Genomic DNA, 20,100 nt, shown 5'->3' with positions numbered 1-20,100 from the left:
ACGGTCGGCAACTACGACGCATTGGCCACCACCAGTGGATGGAACGACATTTCATGTGGACGCTAGGCAGGACATCGTTCCATGTCAACAGGTCGCGCGAAGGATTCCAGCGGCACTGAGAGTCTCTTGTGGACGTTCTCGGATCGACTCTTGACAGGGAGTTGTCCCGCCGCGAATGATCCCGGGTCACAACATGAAATGAAGTTCCATTCAACTCGGTCGTGCCTCTCTATCTCCGCTCACCTGGGGGCAGCAATGCGCCGTGTCATACCGCTTCTAGCCATTGCCACGCTGTTGGTCACAGCCGGCGGCTGCGGCAACGACAGCACGTCCGGCGATGCCGGTGACGCGCGGTCCAAGACGCTCGTCTACGGGGTCAACCTCAAGTCCCAAGGCCCGTGGGACCCGCACGTCGGCGCCGTCGGCCTCGACCGCGTGGTCAACCGGGCCGCCTACGACACCCTCGTCGCGTACGCCGGCACGGACTACGCCAAGGTCGTCCCCGACCTGGCCAAGGAGTGGACCGTCGCGCCCGACGCGAAGACGTTCACCTTCACCCTCGACCCCGCGGCCAAGTTCGCCACCGGCCGCACCGTCACCGCCGAGGACGTGCGGTGGAGCTTCACCCGGTTGAAGAACCTCGCCGGGCCGCCGTCCTATCTCGCCGGCCCGATCGAGTCGGTCACCGCGCCGGACCCGGCCACCGTGGTCGTCACGCTGAAGAGCCCCGACGTCTCGTTCCTGCGGCAGTTCGTCGACGGACACTTCTCGGTGCTCGACAAGGAGACCGCGACGGCGAACGGCGCCACTGACGCCGCCGACGCGGCGAAGACCGACACCGCGACCAACTGGCTGTCCGCCAACAGCGCCGGGTCGGGACCGTACAAGATCGAATCCTGGAGTGCCGGCTCCCGGCTGGTGATGGTGAAGAACCCGAACGCCTGGCGTCCGACGGCGTTCTTCGAAAAGATCATCCTGCAGGACGTGCCGACGCCGGACGCGCAGCTCGCGGCCCTGAAGCGCGGCGAGATCGACCTGACCCAGCCGCTCGGCAAGAGCCTGCTGGAGCCGCTCTCGTCCGAGAGCAAGGTGCAGATCGCGGGATCGCCTGGCCTCACCTGGTTCCTGCTCGGCATGACCAGGGCGCCGAAGACCGACCCGAACCTGGCCAAGCAGCAGGTCCAGGAGGCGATCCACCTCGCGCTGGACTACAAAGGCATCGGTGAGCTCGCCGCCGGCGTACAGCAGTGGTACGGGATGATCCCGCCGTTCATTCCCGGCGGAGTCACCGAGCAGGAAGCGCCGAAGCAGGACGTCGAGAAGGCCAAGGAGCTGCTCGCCGCCGCCGGGCTCAGCGGCGGCTTCGACACCGAGCTGTGCACCACCACCTCGACCGACCACCAGCCGTCCGCGCTCGACCTAGCCCAGAAGGTGCAGGCCGACCTGAAGAACGTGGGCATCCGGGTCAAGATCGACGGCCAGGAGAACTCGGCGTTCCTGACTAAGTACCGGGCCGCCGAGTGCAAGATGGTGCTCACCATCGACGGGCCGGCCTTCCCGGATCCGTCGCACATCGTGCCCTATCTGCCCGACGGAGCCCGGGCGCTGCGGATGGGCTGGTCGAGCGAGAATCCGGGCTGGGACGGCGCCGGCTATTCGGCGGCGGCCAAGGAGGCGCTGACCCAGAGCGACGAGACGCGGCGGGTCCAGCTCTGGCACGACATCGCGGCGGGGATGAACACCGACGGGCCGTGGGTCGGCCTCGCCTCGGTGCCCTACAGCTTCGCCGCGGACGCCCGGATCAAGGGCCTCGACCAGGCCACGAACCAGGTCACGCTGCTGGACATCGCGGCGCTGCGCCGTGACTGACCAGGTGGTCACCCCGGCGCCGCCGGACGGGGCGGCCGCCGAGACCCGGCGCCCGCTTCGTCGCGGGCGCCGGGGTGGCCGCGGCCGGTCGATCACCCGCAGGCTGGTCACGCTGCCGTTCCTCCTGCTCGGCATGACCTTGCTGATGTTCCTGATCAGCAGGTTCCTGCCGGCCGACCCCGCCGTCGCGTTCCTCGGCAACAACGGGGCCGACAACCAGCAGGCCGTCGACGCGTTCAACGCCAAGTACGGCCTCGACCGCCCGCTGTGGGAGCAGTACTGGATCTACCTGGACCGGCTGCTGCACGGCGACCTCGGCACCTCGATCTCCACCAGCCGCCCGGTGGCCGACGAACTGGCCGCCGCCTTCCCGGCGACCCTGGAGCTCGCGGTGGCCGCCCTCCTGGTCTCGCTGCTCGTCGGCATTCCGCTGGGCGTCCTGGCCGCGGCCCGCCGCTCCTCACTGTTCGACCGGCTCACCGGTGGGGTCACCCTGCTCGGGGTGTCGATGCCGCCGTTCGTGTTGGCCCTGCTCGCGCTCCAGGTGCTCTACCTGCGGCTCGGCTGGGTGGCGGGGCCGGGCCGGCTGGACCCCTTCCTCGACCCGCCGCCGACGGTCACCGGCCTCATGACGGTCGACGCCCTGCTGGCCGGGCAGCCCGCCGTCGCGCTCGACGTGTTGCACCACCTGGTGCTGCCGGCGGTCGTGCTGGGGATCATCCACGGCGCCTTCTTCGCGCGGGTGGTGCGCTCCACGATGGTCGACGCCCTGCGCGGTGACTTCGTGCGGACCGCGCGGGGCAAGGGCCTGCCCGGGCGGCTGATCGTCGGCCGGCACGCGTTCCGTTTCGCGCTCATCCCCACGCTTAGCCTGGTCGGCCTGACCTTCGGCGAGCTCTTCGCGGGGGCCATCACGGTGGAGACCATCACCGGCTGGCCCGGCGTCGGGCGCTACATGTACAACGCCGCGACCAAGCTGGACTTTCCGGCCGTGATGGCCGGCACGTTGCTGATCGGCGTCGCCTACGTCCTGGTGAACCTGGTCGTCGACCTGCTGTACGGGGTCGCGGACCCGCGGGTGGAGGCGTCATGACGCGTACGGTCGAATCGGCACCGGGCCTGCGCCTGCTGCGGCCCGTCTCGCCCGGTCAGTGGGTGGGCCTGTCGATCATCGCGGCCTGGGTGCTGCTCGCCGTGCTCGCGCCGCTGGTCAGCGGCGACCCGCTGGCGCAGGAGACAGCGGAGCGCCTGTCGGCGCCGAGCCTCGCCCACCCGTTCGGCACCGACCAGCTCGGCCGCGACGTGCTGAGCCGGGTGCTGCACGGCGGGCGGGCCACGCTGCCCATCGGGGTCACGATCGTCCTGCTGGCCACGCTGGTCGGCGTGCCCCTGGGCGCGCTGGCGGGTTTCGTCCGCGGCTGGCTCGACGAGGCGGTGATGCGGTTGGCCGACCTGTTGTTCGCGCTGCCGGCCCTGGTCCTCGCGCTGGCCATCGCGGCCGCCCTCGGCCCGAGCGTCAGCAGCGCGGTCATCGCGATCGCGGCCGTCATGTGGCCCCGCTACGCCCGGTTGGCCCGTGGCCAGGTGCTGACCCTTCGGCAGCGCGAGTTCGTGCTCGCCGACCGTGCTACCGGTGCATCACCCGCGCAGGTGCTGTGGCAGACCGTGCTGCCGAACGCGGCACCGGTGGTCACCCTGGTCGCGGTGCTCGACCTGGGCACCGCGACGTTGGCGGGCGCCACGTTGAGCTTCCTCGGCCTGGGCGTCCAGCCGCCGACACCGGAGTGGGGCGCGATGGTCTCCACCGCGGTGCAGACGCCGGAGGCCTGGTGGGCGAGCCTGTTCCCCGGCTTCGCCCTGGTCTCCTTCGTGGTGGCGGTGAACCTCTACGGCCAGGTCTTCGACCGGAAAGGGCTGGGCCGATGACGCTCCTGCGGATCAGAGAACTCTCCGTGGACTTCCCGGGCGGCGTCCGCGCCGCCCGCGGTGTCAGCCTCGACGTCCACGCGGGCGAGACGCTCGCCGTGGTCGGCGAGAGCGGTTCCGGCAAGAGCGTCACCGCCCTGTCGGTGCTCCGGCTGCTGCCCGAGGAGGCCCGGGTGACCGCGGGGGTGGTCGAGTTCGACGGCGTCGACCTGCTCAGCTGTCCGCCCCGGCGGCTCGACGAGTTGCGCGGTGGAGCGATCGGGATGGTCTACCAGGACCCGCTGACCGCGTTGAACCCGGTGCTCCCGATCGGCCGGCAGATCGAGGAGGCGATCCAGCGCCATCTCGGGCTGCGCCGGCGGGCCGCCACCCGACGCGCCGCGGAGCTGTTGGACCTGGTCGGGATCCCGCAGGCGGCGCGCCGCCTGCGGGACTATCCGCACCAGTTCAGCGGGGGGATGCGCCAGCGGGTGGTGATCGCCATGGCGATCAGCTGCGACCCGCGCCTGATCATCGCGGACGAGCCCACGACCGCGCTCGACGTCACCATGCAGGCGCAGATCCTGCACCTGCTCCGCCGGCTCCGCGACGACCTCGGCACCAGCCTGATGGTGATCAGCCACGACGTGGGCGTCGTGGCGGGGCTGGCGGACCGGGTCGCCGTCATGTACGCGGGCCGGATCGTCGAGAGTGGCTCGGCGGCGGACGTGATCGGCGCGCCCAACCACCCGTACGGCCGAGGGTTGCTCGCCTCCGTGCCCCGCCTCGACGCGCCGGCCCGCACCCGGTTCGCCGCGATCCGGGGCAATCCACCTGATCCGTCCGCGCTGCCGGGTGGTTGCGCCTTCGCGCCGCGCTGCCGGCACGTCGTCGATCGGTGCCGGGACGCGGATCCACCGCTGCTCGACGCGTTCGGCCCCCGGCTCGTCGCCTGCTGGCGCCATGCCGAACTGGCCGAAGCGACACCGGAGACCCCGGGAGGTGCCCGATGACCAACGAGCCGTTGCTGGACGTGCACGGGGCGGCCGTCTCCTACCGGACCCGGGCCGGTACGGTGACCGCGGTCGACGGGGTCGACCTCACCGTGCGGCGCGGCGAGATCGTCGCGCTGGTCGGCGAGAGCGGGTGCGGGAAGAGCTCGCTCGGCCGGGCCGTGCTCCGGCTGGAGCCGTTGGCCGCCGGCGAGGTGCGGTTCGACGGTGTCGACCTGGGCGCGTTGTCCGGCCGCCCGCTGCGGCAGGTCCGGCGCCGGTTGCAGATGGTGTTCCAGGATCCGCAGTCCTCGCTGGACCCGCGGCGCACCGTCGGAGCGATCGTCGAGCGGCCGTTGCGGGTGCACCGCGTCGGCACACCGGCGCAGCGGCGCGAGAAGGTGGCGACCACACTGGACCTCGTCGGGCTCGGCGGCCGTTTCGTCGACCGCTATCCCGCCGCCCTCAGCGGCGGGCAGCGCCAGCGGGTCGGCATCGCCCGGGCGCTGGTCCTCGACCCCGACCTGCTGGTCTGCGACGAGCCGGTGAGCGCCCTGGACGTCTCGATCCAGGCGCAGATCCTCGAGCTCCTGCTCGACCTGCGGGACCGGCTCGGCCTCGCCCTGCTGTTCATCGCGCACGACCTGGCCGTGGTGCGACACCTCGCCGACCGGGTCGCGGTGATGTACCTAGGCCGGATCGTGGAGCGCGGCTCCGTGGACGAGATGTTCGCGCGCCCGAGGCATCCGTACACCCAGGCGCTGTTGTCCGCCGCCCCCGTGCCCGACGTCGCGGTCCAGCGGGCGCGCACCCTGCCGCTGGCAGCCGGTGACCTGCCGGATCCGCTGGCCCCGCCCTCGGGCTGTGCCTTCCGCACGCGGTGCCCCCACGCCCGCCCGGTGTGCGCCGAGGTGAGCCCGGCACTTGTCGACGGTGTCGCCTGCCACCGGCAGGACGAGCTGCCGCCGTTCGTCAGCCATGTCCGCCACAGTGGAGGATGAGATGGTCGAGCCGCCGGTGGTCGCTGTCTTCGACCCGTTGCCGCACTTCAGCTACCGCGAGGAGCGGGAGATCCTGGAGGGGGGCGGCGTCCGCCTGGTCGTCCCGGCCACGGACGCGGAGGCGACCGCCGCGATCGCCGACGCCGATGTCGTCGTGGTGACCGGTCGCCGCCGGTTCACCGCGGTCGAGGTCGCCGCCCTCACCCGGTGCGTCGGGGTGCAGACCTCGAGCGTCGGTGCTGACTATGTCGATCCGAGCCTGCACGATCGCGGCATCCCGCTGCGGACGGCGGCCGGCTACTGCACCGACGAGGTCAGCGACCACGCGATCGCGTTGCTGCTCGCGGCCTGGCGGCGGATCCCGATGCTCGACCGGGCCGGCCGCCGTGCCGGGTGGACCGGAAGCTCCGCGCTCACGGCGCCGCTGCGGCGACTTCGCGGACGTACGGTCGGCGTCGTCGGCCTGGGGCGGATCGGCCGTGCGGTGGTGGCGAAGGCACGCGGACTCGGCCTCGAGCCGATCGGGCACGACCCGTTCCTGACCGGTGCCGAGGTGGCGCCCATGCCACTGGTCGCGCTCGACGCGCTGGTCGCCGCGGCCGACGCCGTGGTGTTGTGCGCGCCGGCGACGTCCGCGTCCCGGCACCTGATCGACGCCCGGCGGCTCGCGCTGGCGCGGCCCGGCGTCGTCCTGGTCAACGTGGCCCGCGGCGCGCTCGTCGACGAGGCGGCGCTGGTGGCCGCGCTGGACAGCGGCCAGGTCGCCGTGGCCGCGCTCGACGTGCGGGCGACCGAGCCGCCACCCGACGACGACCCGCTCGCCGGTCGGGCCGACACGATCCTCACGCCTCACGCGGCGGCGAGCTCCGTCGAGGCGGTCGCGGAGCTGCACGAATGGACGGCGCGCGGAGCGCTCGATCTGCTGCGCGAGGCGGGACGGCGATAACCGCGAGTGGATCTCACGTGTGTCGCAGTCCGGGGTGGTGGCGCCGCCCGCTGATACTGACTCCATGATGGGCAAGTCGCACGCGCTCTCGGGCGCTGTCGGTTGGTTGGGCGGGTGTGCCGGGCTGGTCGCGGCCGGGCATCCGGTGGCGCCATTGTCGATCGTGGCCGGTGCCGCGGTCGCGTCCGGCTTCGCGCTGTTGCCCGACATCGACCACCCGAGCTCGACGGTCTCCCGCACCCTCGGCCCGATCACCCGGCTGATCTCCCAAGGCGTCTCCGGTGCCGCGGCGGCGTTCGGCAAGGCCACCTGTGACCACTGTGAACGCCAGCGCGGCCAGGGTGGACACCGGCTGGTCACGCACACCGTGCCGTTCGCGATCCTGATCTTCCTCGTGACGGCGCTGGCCGGCCGGTACGGGGGCGTGACCGCCAGCATCGTGATCGTCGGCTTCGCCGTCTGGCTGGCCAGCCACTCCGCGCTGCGATCGCACACCCGCGCCGAGATCGTCGACGCGCTGATCCCGGGCCAGGTGCGCGGCAAGCGGGCCCGGAAATACACGGCGGCTCTCGGTTCGGTGATCACGGCCGCCGCGTTCGCGTACGCGGTGCGCTACTTCGCCGAGCCGGGCGCGAGCTGGTGGTGGGTGGGTATCGCGGCGGGTTGGGGCACGCTGGCCCACACGCTGGGCGACTCGATCACCCACTGGGGCAGCCCGCTGTTCTGGCCGGCCAGGATCCGTGGTTGCACCTGGCGCACGGTGGGCACGCCGAAGTGGATGCGGTTCCGGGCCGGCGGTCCGGTCGAGCGATGGCTGATGGTCCCGGCCATGGCCCTGATCGGCCTGGGCGCGGCCTATCTGCTGCTGGCGCCGGTCGCCCGGGGCTATCTCGGGTAGGCCGCGCCGGTGAAGTTGACCCGCAGCGTGTAGAGCGACGTCGTGGCCGTGATGAACAGGTGGTTGAGCTGTGGGCCGCCGAACGCCAGGTTGCTGACGATCTCGGGGACCAGCAGCTTGCCGAGCAGGTCGCCCTCGGGTGAGAAGCAGTGCAGGCCGTCGTGGGCGGCGGCCCAGACCCGGCCCTTGGCGTCGACCCGGAGCCCGTCGAACGAGCCGTTGTCGCACGTCGCGAACACCTCGCCGGCCACCAGGTTGGTGCTGTCGGCGACCGTGAACTTGCGGATGTGCTTCTGCCGCGTGTCGGCGACGTAGAGGGTCTGCTCGTCGGGGCTGAACGCCAGCCCGTTGGGGCGCTCGAAGTCTTCGGCGACGGCCCGCACCTCGCCGGACGGGTCGATCCGGTAGACGTGGCAGCCGTCGATCTCGGGCTCGGCCTGGTGCCCCTCGTAGTCGGTGGTGATGCCGTAGCTCGGGTCGGTGAACCAGACCGTGCCGTCGGCCCGCTCGACCACGTCGTTGGGGCTGTTGAACCGCTTGCCCCGGTAGCGCTCGGCCAGCACGGTGAGCCGGCCGTCGGCCTCGGTGCGGGTGACCCGGCGGTTGCCCTGCTCACAGCTGATCAGCCGGCCGGCCCGGTCGACGGTGTTGCCGTTGACGTAGCTCGCCGGTTGCCGCAACGCGCCGACCGCGCCGGTGGTCTCGTCCCAGCGCAGCAGCCGGTCGTTGGGGATGTCGCTGAAGGTCAGGTAACGCCCGGCGGGGAAGTAGGCCGGACCCTCGAGCCAGCGGCCGTCGCCGAAGAGCCGCTCCAGGAAGGCGTCGCCGTCGGTGCGGCCGAAGCGCTCGTCGAGGGACTCGAAGCGCGCCGGCACCCGATCAACAACCCGGCGGACGTCGTGTGGCGTTTGCATAAGATGACCGTATCGTGTTCGGTATTGGAGAAGAAAGCCCGGATAGAAGTCGGAATTTGGATGGATCAAGTGGACGCCATTCTGCTGGCCGAGCTGCAACGCGACGCCGCGCAGCCCTACACCGCGCTGGCCGCTGCCGCTGGGTTGTCAACGGCGGCGACCCATGAGCGGGTACGCAAGCTGCGCGAACGCGGTGTCATCCGGCGCACCACGATCGAGGTCGACCCGGCGGCGGTCGGCCGCCCGGTGCTCGCGTTCGTGCTGGTCCGCAGCGAGCGCTGGGTCGGCGACGACGACACCCGGGCCGCCTTGGCGGCGATCGAGGAGATCGAGGAGGCGCACGTTATCGCCGGCACCGCGTCGCTGCTGGTGAAGATCCGCACGAGCGGCACCCCGGAGCTTCAGGACGTGCTGCGCCGGCTGCACGAGGTGGGCAGCACCGAGACGATCGTGGTCCTGGAGTCGTTCTTCGCGCGCCCCGTGCGCATCACTGGTCCCTAAACTGGGCCGAAGCGGGGCGGATGGTGGTCCGGCCCTGAAATGCTCCAATCATGGCAGAAAATGGGGTACGTCCGCCCGAGCCCTCGCCCAACGGCCACGAGCAGAACGGCCACGGCAACGGACGCGGCGATGCTCCCGTCGCGCGCCAGGACGACGTCTTCCTCGACATCCCCAAGCTCCAGGTGGACAAGATCGAGGTGAACGTGGCCAACCTGCGCGCGCGGGTCTCGCTCAACGCCGAGGTCCTCAGCCTGCTGCGCCTCAACGTGGGCGTGGACGCCGCGATCGACCAGGTCCACCTGCTCATCCAGGGCGTGGAGGCGGAGGCCCAGCTTCGGGTCCGGCTGGACAACGTCGCCCACATCATCGACCGCGTCCTGACCACGCTCGACCACAACCCGGAGATCATCAAGCCGCTGGTGGAAGGCGCCGGCCAGGCCGTCAGCGCGGCGGGCCGCGGAGCCGAGTCGGCGATCACCGACGTGGGCGGCGGCGCCGGCCACGCGGTGAGGGAGGTCGGCAGCGGCACGGGCGGCGCGGTGCGCGACGTGGGCGGCGGCGCGGGCCACGCGGTGCGCGACGTCGGCGGCGGCGCGGGCGAGGCCGTGCGGGAGGTCGGAGGCGGCGCGGGCGCCGCGGCTCGCGACGTGGGCAGGGGAGCCGGTGAGGCGACCAGCCAGGTCGGCGGCGGTGCCGGTGACGCGGCCCGCGACGTGGGCAGGGGAGCCGGTGAGGCGACCAGCCAGGTCGGCGGCGGGGCCGGCGACGCGGCTGGCGACGTGGGCAGAGGAGCCGGCGAGGCGACCGGCCAGGTCGGCGGCAGTGCCGGTGAGGCGGCCCGCGACGTGGGTGGTGGCGCTGGCGAGGCGGCGCCGGAGGTCGGCGGTGGCGCTGGCGGGGCCGCCCGGGACGCCAGTGGTGGCGCTGCTCAGGCCGCCCGGGACGTGGGCGGCGAAGCTGGTGAGGCGGCCGGTGAGTTCGGCGACTCGGTAGGCGAGGGTGCCGGTGACGCCACCCAGGATGTCGGCGGGAGGGCGAAGCGGACGACCGGGCAGACCGGCAAGCAGGTCACGGAGCACGCGGCCGAGGCCGATGTGGGTGGGGACGACGAGCCTGACATCTCCGCCGAGTCCACCGTCGCCGCGGACAGCGAGGAGGACATCGGCGACGACGAGCCGCCCGCGCGCCCGAAGCGCCGGAACGGGCTGCCCCGGCGCAAGCCGCGCCGTTGGTAGGCGCTAGCTCCGCGACCGGGAGGTCGCCTTGCGGGGAGCGGTCTTCTTGGCCGCGTTCTTCGCGGCCTTCACCGGCTGCGCCGCCTCGTCCTCGTCGTCAGAGTCCTCCGAGTCCTGGTCCTCCGACTCCTCGTCGGTGTCCTGGCCCTCGGGCTGCTCGTCCTTGGCTTCCTGGTCCTGCTCGCCCTCGTCGTCGCGGTCGTCCTCCTGGACCACCTCGCCGTCGCGGATCTCGCCGCGCCAGCCCTTGACGTCGTCCGGGTTGAGGATCGTCTCCCGCATCACGTGCCGGACGAAGTGCTTGAGCTCCAGCCTGGCCCGCCGGCCGGGCGCCCGCCACAGGTTGCCGGTCTGCTCGACGAAGCCCTGCGGGTGGTACTCGAGGACCACCAGGATCCGGGTGAGGTCCTGGGTGACCTCGTGGAAGGTGACCGTGCCGTCGACGGAGCCCTTCTCACCCTTGGAGGTCCAGACGATCCGCTCGTCAGGCACCTGCTCGGTGATGGTCGACTCCCACTGACGGTGCGACCAGAACACCTGGGCCTTCCACTTCATCTTCTCTTCGGACTCCTGCTCGATGTCCTCCACCTTCTTCATGAAGCTGGGGAAGGACTTGAACTCGGTCCACTGGTTGTAGGCCACCGTTACCGGCACCCCCACCTCGATCGACTCGACGATGTTGGTGACCTTGAGGCTGTTCTTCTTACCGCCACCGCCACCGCCCTTGCCGAACGCCTGCTTGACCTCTTCCTTGCCTCCGGTGACCCCGGCGCCCAGGACGGCCTTGACCGGCGAGTCACCCTGCTGGAGGCTTTCCAGCCCCTTGGCCAACGCCGCCTGGCGTGGACCACCGTCGCCGCCCTTCGCCGACTCGGTGAGCCGCTCCGTCAGGTCGCCGAGCCGCTCGTTGAGGGCGGACATCGCTCGGTCGGCCATCGCGCCGGCGACGTCCTTCAAGCCTTCGACGAGCTTCCCGGTGACCGTGCCGCCGCCGTTTCCGTTGCCGTTCGCACCCTGGCTCACTTGTCATCCCCTCCGGAGCTCCCCCGCAGCGACGCGGCCCGCTCCGCGAGGCGGTCACCGATCTTGTCCGCGGACCGGGTGACAGCGGCGATCGCGGCTGTCCGGCCGGCTCCGCCGAGCTTGCCCAGCAGACCCGATCCGCCACGGCCGCCGCCCTGGCCGCTCTGTTCGCCGCCGCTCTTCCCGTTGCCACCGCCACCGCCACGCATCATCCGTCCGGTCGCGGCTCCCGCGGCCAACAGGGCGGCGGCCCGCAGCTTGTGCTGCCGACCCAGGATGTAACCGGCGCCGATCGCCAGCGCCGCACTCCCACCTGGCTTCATGATCTTGCCTCCGTCATCACGTCTTGTTTGCGCGTACCCGTCGAGGATCCGACAAAACGTGAATAGCCGTGTATGTCTGTTACGGGGTTCCTGAGGCCAGCGGTACGGTGCTCGGGTGCCACGTACCGCCGTCGTCTTCGACCTGTTCCACACGCTCGTCCCGGGCGCCGACGCCGCCCGCGACCGGGGGATCGAGGAGATGGCCGCGGTCGTCGGCGTCGATCCGGCGGCGTTCGTCCGGGTGTTCCACGAGAGCTGGCCGGACCGGCTGGTCCGCTGGGACCCGGCCGAGACGGTACGCATCCTGGCGGGGCGGCTCGGCGCCCATCCGACGGACGCCGCGGTGGCCGAGGCTGTCCGCATCCGGTGCGCGCTCGGCGCCCGGCTCCTCGACGACGTCAAGCCGTCGACGCTCGACGCGCTCGACGCGTTGCGGGCAGACGGTTTCCGGCTGGCCGTGCTGAGCAACACGACGGCCGAGACCACCCACCTGTGGCCGGCGACGAGGCTGGCCGAGCGGTTCGACGTGGCGGTCTTCTCGCCCGAGGTGGGGCTGGCCAAGCCGGACCCGCGGATCTACCAGGTCGCCGCGGACCGGCTCGGCGTGCGCACCGTCGACTGCTGGTTCGTCGGCGACGGCGCCGACGGTGAGCTCGCGGGCGCGGCGGCGGTGGGCATGGCGGTGATCCGCACGACCGAGTTCCAGGACACCGACCCGAGCTGGCCGGGGCAGCGGATCGGCGAGATCGGCGAGATCGGCGAGTTGACAAGAGGGCTTTACAGCAACAGTTAACAGTCTTAATAATTGGGCATCCATCGATATGTGGAGGCCCGCATGCGTCGTACCAGATCGATCGTCATGGGTTTGGTCGCGGTCCTGGCTGCAGCCGGCGGGGCCGTCGCCTTCGCCGGCAGCGCCGCCGCCGCCGGCCCCACGGCCACCTTCACCAAGGTGTCCGACTGGGGTTCCGGCTGGGAAGGGCGCTACACGGTCGCCAACGGCGGCACGAGCGCGATGACGTCGTGGACGGTCGTCTTCGACCTGCCGTCCGGCGCCAACATCAACACCTTCTGGGACGCGGACATGACGCGGTCCGGGCAGCGGTTCACCTTCCGCAACAAGTCGTGGAACGGCTTCGTCGCGCCGGGCGCCTCGGTCTCCTTCGGTTTCAACGGCTCCGGCGCCGCGACGCCGACCAACTGCACGCTCAACGGCGCCTCCTGCGGAGGAGGCGGGCCGACCACGCCGCCGACCAGCAACCCGCCGACCTCGAATCCGCCCAACCCCACGGTCCCGGGCGCACCCGGAACGCCGAGCATCACGGGCACGACGAGCAGCTCGATCTCGCTGAGCTGGGCCGCCGCCTCCGGCACGGTCACCGGCTACCGGGTCTACGAGGGCAGCACCGTGCGGGCCACCGTCACCGGCACGAGCGCCACGATCGGCGGGCTCGGCGCGAGCACCACGCACACGTACGCCGTCGCGGCGTACAACAGCGTCGGTGAAGGCGCGCGCAGCGCGAGCGTGACCGGCACGACCGGCACGACCACCCCGCCGCCGAGCGGGCTGCCGAAGCACGCGCTGATCGGCTACCTGCACGCCAGCTTCGCCAACGGCTCCGGCTATCTGCGGATGGCCGACGTGCCGGCCGACTGGGACATCATCAACCTGGCCTTCGGCGAGCCGACCAGCGTGACCTCCGGCGACATCCGGTTCCAGCTCTGCCCGGCCGCCGAGTGTCCGGGCGTGGAAAGCGAGGCCGAGTTCATCGCCGCGATCCGGGCGAAGCAGGCAGCCGGCAAGAAGGTGCTCATCTCGATCGGCGGCCAGAACGGCCAGGTGCAGCTCACCACGACCGCCGCCCGCGACCGCTTCGTAAGCTCCGTCGCCGCCATCATCGACCGGTACGGGCTCGACGGGCTGGACATCGACTTCGAGGGCCACTCGCTGTCGCTCAACACCGGCGACACCGACTTCCGCAACCCGACCACGCCGGTGATCGTCAACCTGATCTCCGCGGTGCGGACCCTGAAGCAGCGGTACGGGTCGCGCTTCGTGCTCACCATGGCGCCGGAGACGTTCTTCGTGCAGCTGGGCTACCAGTACTACGGCTCCGGGCCGTGGGGCGGGCAGGACCCGCGCGCCGGCTCGTACCTCCCGGTGATCCATGCCCTGCGCGACGACATCACCGTGCTGCACGTGCAGGACTACAACTCCGGGCCGATCATGGGGCTGGACAACCAGTACCACACCATGGGCGGCGCCGACTTCCACATCGCGATGACCGACATGCTGCTGGCCGGCTTCCCGGTCGCGGGCAACACGGCCAACGTCTTCCCGCCGCTGCGGGAGGACCAGGTGGCGTTCGGGGCGCCGTCGTCGGTGAGCGCCGGCAACGGCTACGTGGGACCGGCGGGCATCCAGCAGGCGGTCAACTGCCTGGTCCGCGGCCAGAGCTGCGGTGGCTACACCCCGCGCAGCGGCACCAACCCGAACTTCCGCGGACTGATGACCTGGTCGATCAACTGGGACCGGTTCTACAACTGGGAGTTTCGCCTCAACCACGAGCCGTTCCTTAACTCGTTGCCATAGCTAAGAATTCACGTAAGGAGCGTTCAGGAAACACCCGACGTTCTCCGTCCTCCGTGATCTTGGCCGACGGCACGCCAATTACAGGAGGACCGCATGGGTCACAGCCATGGGCACGACCATGGGCATCACCACCACGACGAGGTCGGTATCGGCGGCAGCGACCTGCCCGCCGCTCTCGACCTCTCGACTCCGGACGAAGAGCTTCGCCCCGAGGACCGGAGCCGCCGCGCGTTCCTGCGCCGCGCCGGCCTGCTCGGTGCGGGCGTAGCGGCCGCGGGCGCGCTGGCGGGTGCCGGCGCCAGCGCGCTCCCGGCCGCCGCGCACGGCAAGGACGACGACGAGCACGACGAGGGCAAGGGCGGCAGCTTCAAGTGGCTGGCCGGTGACCACCACATCCACACCCACTACAGCGACGACGGCCTCTACCGGGTGATCGACCAGGTGCAGCACGGCCGGGCGTACGGCCTGGACTGGATGGTCATCACCGACCACGGCAGCAACGCGCACGCGAAGATCGGTGTCGACAAGGTCAACCCGGAGATCCTGGCCGCCCGTGAGGCGTTCAAGGACACGCTGGTCTTCCAGGGCCTCGAGTGGAACATCCCGGCGGCCGAGCACGGCACCGTGTTCGTGCACCCGGGCAAGAACGAGCTGTCGGTGCTCAAGCAGTTCGAGAACGACTACGACGCGAACGTCAACGGCACCGGGGCGTCGACCCCCGGCAACGAGGCGCTCGCGATCGCCGGCCTCAACTTCCTGACCGACGCGGTCAAGCGCCGCAAGGTCGAGCACGCGCTGTTCCTGGCCAACCACCCGGCCCGCAACGGCATCGACTCGCCGCACGAGATCCGTGGCTGGCGTGACGCCGCCCCCGGCATCGCGATCGGCATGGAGGGCGCGCCGGGTCACCAGGCCGGCGGCATCTCCAAGGACAACGGCGGCCCGGGCGCGGCCCGCGGCTCGTACGGCAACAGCCCGTCCGCGAACTCGTTCCCGTACCCGCTGGAGAGCTACCGCACGTGGGGCGGCTTCGACTGGTTCACCTCGACCGTCGGCGGCCTCTGGGACAGCCTGCTCGCCGAGGGCAAGCCGTGGTGGATCACCGCGAACTCGGACGCCCACACCGTCTTCCTGGAGACGGCGGTCCGGGGCAACAAGGACTTCAACGAGCTCGGCTACTGGGCCGACCCGGTGCACGGCGGCAAGATCACCAGCACGTACGTCGACTTCTTCCCGGGCTACTACAGCAAGACCCACGTCGGTGCGGCTTCCGACTCGTACCTCGCGGTGATGGACGGCCTGCGCCTGGGCCGGGTCTGGGTGGACCACGGCGGCCTGATCGCCGGCCTCGACATGCGGGTCCGCAAGGCCGGCGACCGGTCGAAGGACGGCGGCACCCCGCTCGGCGGCACCATCAGCGTCAAGAAGGGCACGGCGCTGGAGCTGGTCGTCACCGTCGACCTGGCCACGCTGCCCAACTGGGCGCAGTTCGTGCCGAAGCTGGCGCGGGTCGACGTCATCACCGGCAAGGTGACCGGCAAGCCGCAGGACAAGGACACCTTCACCGCCCCGAACACCCGGGTGGAGAAGTCGTTCGAGGTCGGCAGCGGCCAGAAGAAGGCCACCTTCACGTACGCGCTCGGCCGCGCCGACCACTCGTACTACGTGCGGGTCCGGGGCACCGACGGCAACCGCACGGCTCCGGGCTACCTCGGCGCCTCGGTCGACCCGCACGGACCGGCGATCGACGTGGTCGGCAACACCGACCCGTGGACCGACCTGTGGTTCTACACCAACCCGATCTGGGTCGAGACCCACTGAGATGGGTGTGCACGTCGGATTCGACCGTGGTGACAAGGATGTGCGGGCGGCGGAGCACTGGTTCGTCGAGCTGCTCGGCGACCGACGGGACCGCGTCGTCGCCTGCACCCACCTGTTGCGCGTGCCGAGCCCGCACGTGGCGTTCAGCATCGCGTTGCCGTCGGGGGTCGAGGTGGACCTGCCACCCGTCCCCGACGGCCTCGCGGCCGCGGCGGCCCTGGCCCGGGAGGAGCACCTCTCGCGCCAGGGCGGCCGGGCCTTCGCCTTTCCGGGGCGGGACGCCTGCGTCGGTGTGCTGAGCGTCGCGGAGCTCCTGTCGCGGAGCGCGATCGAGCGCGTCACGGTGATGGGCGGTGCGCCCGCCTCGCCCGACACGTTGGTCGAGACCCGCGACCACGTGCGTCCTTTGTGGATGGCCGGGCAGCTGACCCTGGTCACCCTGCCGCACACCGGTGGCCGGATCGCCCCGTTCGAGATGCCCGAAGAGATCCCCTGCTGCGGCCTGCACTAGCTCTATCCACCGATCGGTTGACCGCCGAAATCCACCGCCGGCGGCAGCCGCGTCGCCAGCTGGTCGGTGCCCGTGCGGCGCCCACGCGCCGAGGCTTAGTGGCATGACAGCGGTTATCGAAGTGCAGGAGTTACACAAGAGGTACGGGGAGAAGGTCGCCGTCGACGACGTCTCCTTCCGGGTCGAGGAGGGGGAGATCTTCGGGATCCTCGGGTCGAACGGCGCCGGCAAGACCACCACGGTCGAATGCGTCGAAGGGCTGCGCCGGGCCGACGGGGGCACGATCCGGGTGTTCGGGCTCGACCCGGCGCGCGACCGGTCCGAGCTGACCCAACGGCTCGGCGTCCAGCTCCAGGGTGCCCACCTGCCCGAGAAGCTGCGGGTCGGGGAGGCACTGGACCTCTACCGGTCCTTCTACCGGCGGCCGGCCGACCAGGCGGCGTTGATGGGGGCGCTGGGGCTCGAGAGCATCCGGAAGACCCGGTTCGGCAAGCTCTCCGGCGGCCAGCAGCAGCGACTCTCGATCGCGCTGGCGCTGATCGGCAACCCGCGCGTCGCGGTGCTCGACGAGCTCACCACCGGGCTCGACCCGCGCGCCCGGCGGGAGACCTGGCGACTGATCGAGGACGTGCGGGCCAGCGGGGTCACCATCCTGCTGGTCACCCACTTCATGGACGAAGCCGAGCGACTCTGCGACCGGGTCGCGGTGATCGACGCCGGCCGCGTGGTCGCCCTCGACACTCCGGCCGCACTGACCAAGCGGGCCGCGGCCGACCTCGGCGTCGAGCGGGCCTCGCTGGAGGACGCCTTCGTCGCACTGACCGGGGAGCACGCCGATGTCGACTGAGACCATGCGGCGGCTCACCGCCACCGAGTTCACCTTGTTCCTGCGCGACAAGGTCGGTCCGATCTTCGGCGTGCTGTTCCCGACGGCTCTGCTGTGCGTCTTCGGCAACATCGACTTCTTCACCGATCCGGCGAACGGCGTCGACGGGCAGCCGCTGCTCTACACGTACACGCCGATCCTGGTGGGCTTCGTGATCGCGATGTTGGCCCTCAACACCCTCCCGCCGACGCTGGCGAGCTACCGGGAGCAGGGCGTGCTGCGCCGGTTGCGCACCACTCCGGTCGGCCCGGCGCAGGTCCTCGGCGCCCAGTTCGCGATCTGCCTCGGCACGGCGCTGGTCTCGGTCGTGCTGCTGCTCACGGTGGCCCGGCTGGCCTTCGACGTGCCCCTGCCCCGGCTGCCGGTCGCGTTCGCGCTCAGTGCCGTGCTCGCCGCCCTGGCCCTGATCGGCGTCGCGGTCGTGGTGGCCGCCGTCACGCCGACCGCGAAGGCGGCCAACGCGATCGGGTCCGTGCTGTTCTACGTGATGATGTTCTTCGCCGGGCTGTGGCTGCCGATCGAGGCCATGCCGCCCGCGCTGCGCCACGTGAGCGTGGCCACACCGCTGGGCGCGGCGGTCCAGGCGCTGGCCGACTCCACCGAAGGCCACTGGCCACCGGTCTGGCGGCTGCTGCTGCTCGCGGGGTACGTCGTCGTGACCGCGCTGGTCGGTGTCCGCCTGTTCCGGTGGGAGTAGGTTCCAACAATGCCGAACGCGATGCCGTGGGAGGACGTCGACACCCGCGAGATGCGCTGGGTGCCCTACGCGAACCTCGCACCGTACGTGCTCCTGGCGATCCTGGCCGGCATCAGCCCGCTGCTGGCCGACTCGACCCGCGAGACCCTCGTGATCATCGGGCTGTGCGCGTTGGCCGCGGTCTGGGTGTTGTGCCTCTACACCCTGCGGCCGGCCTGGCGCGTACGCCCGGTGCTCATGGCGGTGTTCTTCGTCGGGTTCCTGGCGATCCTGCTGGCCCTCGTCCTGATCGCGCCGTGGTTCGGGTTCCTGACCCCGGCCGGCTACTTCTTCGCGTTCGGCGTGCTGCGGTGGCCGTGGCGGATCGCCGGTGTCGCTGCGGTCGCCGTGGCGGCCGGCCTGGCCCAGGCCTCCGGCATCACGTTCGACTCCGGCCAGGGCGTCATCTGGTACGCCGCCATCATCCTGATCAACGCGGTGCCGATGTGCGGGTACGCGTGGATCGACTGGGTCGGCGACCAGGAACGGGAGGAACGCCGGCGCGCGCTGAACGAGCTGAGTGAGGCCAACGAGCGCCTGGAGGCCACGCTCGCCGAGAACGCCGCCCTGCACGAGCGGCTGTTGACCCAGGCCCGGCAGGCCGGTGTCCACGACGAGCGGCAGCGGATGGCCGGGGAGATCCACGACACCCTGGCACAGGGGCTGACGGGCATCATCACCCAGCTCCAGGCGGCCGAGCAGGCGGCTTCGGAGGTGGACCGGTGGCGGCGGCACCTGTCCGCCGCCACCGACCTCGCCCGGGAGAGCCTGCGGGAGGCGCGCCGGTCGGTGCACGCCCTGCGTCCCGAGGCGCTGCGGGACGCCCGGCTGGCCGGCGCGCTGGCCGAGGTCGCCCGGAGCTGGTCGACCCGGCACGGCATCCCGGTCGAGGTGACCACGACCGGCAGCGAGCGGCCGATGTCGCAGGAGGCGGAGCTCGCGCTGTTGCGTACCGCCCAGGAGGCGCTGGCGAACGTCGCCGCGCATGCCGGCGCCCGACGGGTCGGCCTCACATTGTCCTATCTGGACGAGTCGGTGGCGCTGGACGTGCGGGACGACGGGTGCGGCTTCGACCCCTTGGTGCCACCCGTGTCGGCCGGCGGTTATGGCCTCGTCGCGATGCGGCAGCGGATCGAGGGGTTGTCCGGGACCCTCCAGGTCGAGTCCGAGCCGCGGGCCGGCACGGCGATCTCGGCGGCGGTGCCGGCATGATCACGCTGCTGGTGGTCGACGACCATCCGGTCGTCCGCAACGGGCTCACCGGGATGTTCGCCAGCGACCCGGACTTCGACGTGGTCGGCGAGGCTGGCGACGGTGACGAGGCGGTGCGGCTGGCCCGGGCGCTGCGGCCCGACGTGATCCTGATGGACCTGCGGATGCCGGGCACAGACGGGGTCACCGCCATCGCCTCGCTCTCCCGGCTGGGGGTCGAGAGCCGGGTGCTGGTGCTGACGACGTACGACACCGACAGCTACGTTGTGCCGGCGATCGAGGCGGGCGCGACCGGCTACCTGCTCAAGGACGCACCGCGCGACGAGCTGCTGCGGGCGGTGCGAGCGGCGGCGCGCGGCGAGTCGGTGCTGGCACCCGCGGTGGCCGGCAAGTTGATGAACCGTGTCCGCGCGCCCGGTGCGGGACCGCTGAGCCAACGCGAGCTTCAGGTGCTCGAACTGGTCGCGGCCGGTCGCAACAACCGGGAGGCGGCAGCGGCGCTGTTCATCAGCGAGGCGACCGTGAAGACGCATCTGCTCAACATCTACGCCAAGCTCGGCGTCGGAGATCGGGCGGCCGCGGTGGCGGAGGCGTTCCACCGCGGCCTGCTCACGCCCAACGGATAGCTGGCTGGTCGGTGCGCGCCGCCTCCTGGGGGAGAGGCGGCGGCGCACCCGGTGGTCGCTCGGCTTTGCGGAGAGAAGCGACCGCCGACCATGGGTACGGGCGGCGGT

General features: G+C 71.4%; 20 protein-coding genes. 17 read left to right on the top strand and 3 right to left on the bottom strand.

The features are described from left to right. The first annotated feature begins 255 nt into the window (after nt 1–255). From AB0J88_RS18560 to AB0J88_RS18530, 7 genes are all read left to right on the top strand, one after another. A complete protein-coding gene (locus AB0J88_RS18560; RefSeq protein WP_364342840.1) occupies nt 256–1,869 on the top strand; it encodes an ABC transporter substrate-binding protein in 1,614 nt (537 codons plus the stop codon). Beyond that, a complete protein-coding gene (locus AB0J88_RS18555) occupies nt 1,862–2,962 on the top strand; it encodes an ABC transporter permease (RefSeq protein ID WP_364342843.1) in 1,101 nt (366 codons plus the stop codon). Before AB0J88_RS18560 ends, AB0J88_RS18555 begins: the two co-directional genes overlap by 8 nt. Then, nucleotides 2,959–3,795 (top strand): ABC transporter permease, encoded by an 837-nt coding sequence (locus AB0J88_RS18550; protein WP_364342846.1) that lies wholly within the window; start codon nt 2,959–2,961, stop codon nt 3,793–3,795. The genes AB0J88_RS18555 and AB0J88_RS18550 overlap by 4 nt, the downstream gene beginning before the upstream one ends. Then, nucleotides 3,792–4,787: an ABC transporter ATP-binding protein gene (locus tag AB0J88_RS18545; RefSeq protein WP_364342849.1), complete on the top strand. Its 996-nt coding sequence runs from the start codon at nt 3,792–3,794 to the stop codon at nt 4,785–4,787. Before AB0J88_RS18550 ends, AB0J88_RS18545 begins: the two co-directional genes overlap by 4 nt. Continuing rightward, a complete protein-coding gene (locus AB0J88_RS18540) occupies nt 4,784–5,767 on the top strand; it encodes an oligopeptide/dipeptide ABC transporter ATP-binding protein (RefSeq protein WP_364342852.1) in 984 nt (327 codons plus the stop codon). Before AB0J88_RS18545 ends, AB0J88_RS18540 begins: the two co-directional genes overlap by 4 nt. A 1-nt stretch (nt 5,768) precedes the next feature. Continuing rightward, a complete protein-coding gene (locus AB0J88_RS18535; RefSeq protein WP_364342854.1) occupies nt 5,769–6,713 on the top strand; it encodes an NAD(P)-dependent oxidoreductase in 945 nt (314 codons plus the stop codon). Nucleotides 6,714–6,777: 64 nt separating this feature from the next. Further along, complete coding sequence (locus AB0J88_RS18530) at nt 6,778–7,611, top strand: metal-dependent hydrolase (protein ID WP_364342857.1); 834 nt, start codon at nt 6,778–6,780, stop codon at nt 7,609–7,611. Here AB0J88_RS18530 and AB0J88_RS18525 read toward each other — a convergent pair. Continuing rightward, the gene (locus AB0J88_RS18525; RefSeq protein ID WP_364342859.1) at nt 7,599–8,525 is read right to left on the bottom strand and encodes an SMP-30/gluconolactonase/LRE family protein; all 927 of its coding nucleotides are present in this window, start codon (nt 8,523–8,525) and stop codon (nt 7,599–7,601) included. The genes AB0J88_RS18530 and AB0J88_RS18525 overlap by 13 nt on opposite strands. Nucleotides 8,526–8,585: 60 nt before the next feature. Here AB0J88_RS18525 and AB0J88_RS18520 point away from each other — a divergent pair, with 60 nt between their 5' ends. Together AB0J88_RS18520 and AB0J88_RS18515 are read left to right on the top strand one after the other, a co-directional pair. Continuing rightward, nucleotides 8,586–9,026, top strand: coding sequence for an Lrp/AsnC family transcriptional regulator (locus tag AB0J88_RS18520; protein ID WP_364342862.1), 441 nt, complete (start codon nt 8,586–8,588; stop codon nt 9,024–9,026). Between the two features lie 50 nt (nt 9,027–9,076). Then, entirely contained in the window at nt 9,077–10,261 is a 1,185-nt protein-coding gene (locus AB0J88_RS18515) for a hypothetical protein (protein ID WP_364342865.1), read from the top strand. A gap of 3 nt (nt 10,262–10,264) precedes the next feature. Here the strand turns inward: AB0J88_RS18515 and AB0J88_RS18510 are convergent, their stop codons facing one another. Both AB0J88_RS18510 and AB0J88_RS18505 read right to left on the bottom strand, forming a co-directional pair. After that, on the bottom strand, nt 10,265–11,284 hold the full coding sequence (locus AB0J88_RS18510; protein ID WP_364342867.1) for an SRPBCC family protein: 1,020 nt from the start codon (nt 11,282–11,284) through the stop codon (nt 10,265–10,267). Further along, on the bottom strand, nt 11,281–11,607 hold the full coding sequence (locus AB0J88_RS18505; RefSeq protein ID WP_364342870.1) for a hypothetical protein: 327 nt from the start codon (nt 11,605–11,607) through the stop codon (nt 11,281–11,283). Before AB0J88_RS18505 ends, AB0J88_RS18510 begins: the two co-directional genes overlap by 4 nt. A gap of 115 nt (nt 11,608–11,722) precedes the next feature. Between AB0J88_RS18505 and AB0J88_RS18500 the strand changes: the two genes are divergently transcribed. From AB0J88_RS18500 to AB0J88_RS18465, 8 genes are all read left to right on the top strand, one after another. Further along, entirely contained in the window at nt 11,723–12,400 is a 678-nt protein-coding gene (locus AB0J88_RS18500; RefSeq protein ID WP_364342873.1) for an HAD-IA family hydrolase, read from the top strand. A gap of 42 nt (nt 12,401–12,442) precedes the next feature. Next, complete coding sequence (locus AB0J88_RS18495) at nt 12,443–14,200, top strand: cellulose binding domain-containing protein (RefSeq protein ID WP_364342876.1); 1,758 nt, start codon at nt 12,443–12,445, stop codon at nt 14,198–14,200. Between the two features lie 93 nt (nt 14,201–14,293). After that, nucleotides 14,294–16,021, top strand: coding sequence for a PHP domain-containing protein (locus AB0J88_RS18490; RefSeq protein WP_364342879.1), 1,728 nt, complete (start codon nt 14,294–14,296; stop codon nt 16,019–16,021). Between the two features lies 1 nt (nt 16,022). Beyond that, nucleotides 16,023–16,532: a hypothetical protein gene (locus AB0J88_RS18485; RefSeq protein WP_364342882.1), complete on the top strand. Its 510-nt coding sequence runs from the start codon at nt 16,023–16,025 to the stop codon at nt 16,530–16,532. Nucleotides 16,533–16,635: 103 nt separating this feature from the next. Further along, the gene (locus tag AB0J88_RS18480) at nt 16,636–17,379 is read left to right on the top strand and encodes an ABC transporter ATP-binding protein (RefSeq protein WP_364342885.1); all 744 of its coding nucleotides are present in this window, start codon (nt 16,636–16,638) and stop codon (nt 17,377–17,379) included. Further along, nucleotides 17,369–18,115, top strand: coding sequence for an ABC transporter permease (locus AB0J88_RS18475; RefSeq protein WP_364342887.1), 747 nt, complete (start codon nt 17,369–17,371; stop codon nt 18,113–18,115). Before AB0J88_RS18480 ends, AB0J88_RS18475 begins: the two co-directional genes overlap by 11 nt. Before the next feature lie 9 nt (nt 18,116–18,124). Next, nucleotides 18,125–19,366: a sensor histidine kinase gene (locus AB0J88_RS18470; protein ID WP_364342890.1), complete on the top strand. Its 1,242-nt coding sequence runs from the start codon at nt 18,125–18,127 to the stop codon at nt 19,364–19,366. Next, nucleotides 19,363–19,992, top strand: coding sequence for a response regulator transcription factor (locus tag AB0J88_RS18465; protein WP_364342893.1), 630 nt, complete (start codon nt 19,363–19,365; stop codon nt 19,990–19,992). The genes AB0J88_RS18470 and AB0J88_RS18465 overlap by 4 nt, the downstream gene beginning before the upstream one ends. Nucleotides 19,993–20,100 lie beyond the last annotated feature (108 nt).

The organism is Asanoa sp. NPDC049475, from assembly GCF_040676915.1.
GTDB lineage: Bacteria > Actinomycetota > Actinomycetes > Mycobacteriales > Micromonosporaceae > Asanoa.
This window is presented reverse-complemented; position numbering and strand designations above follow the sequence as displayed.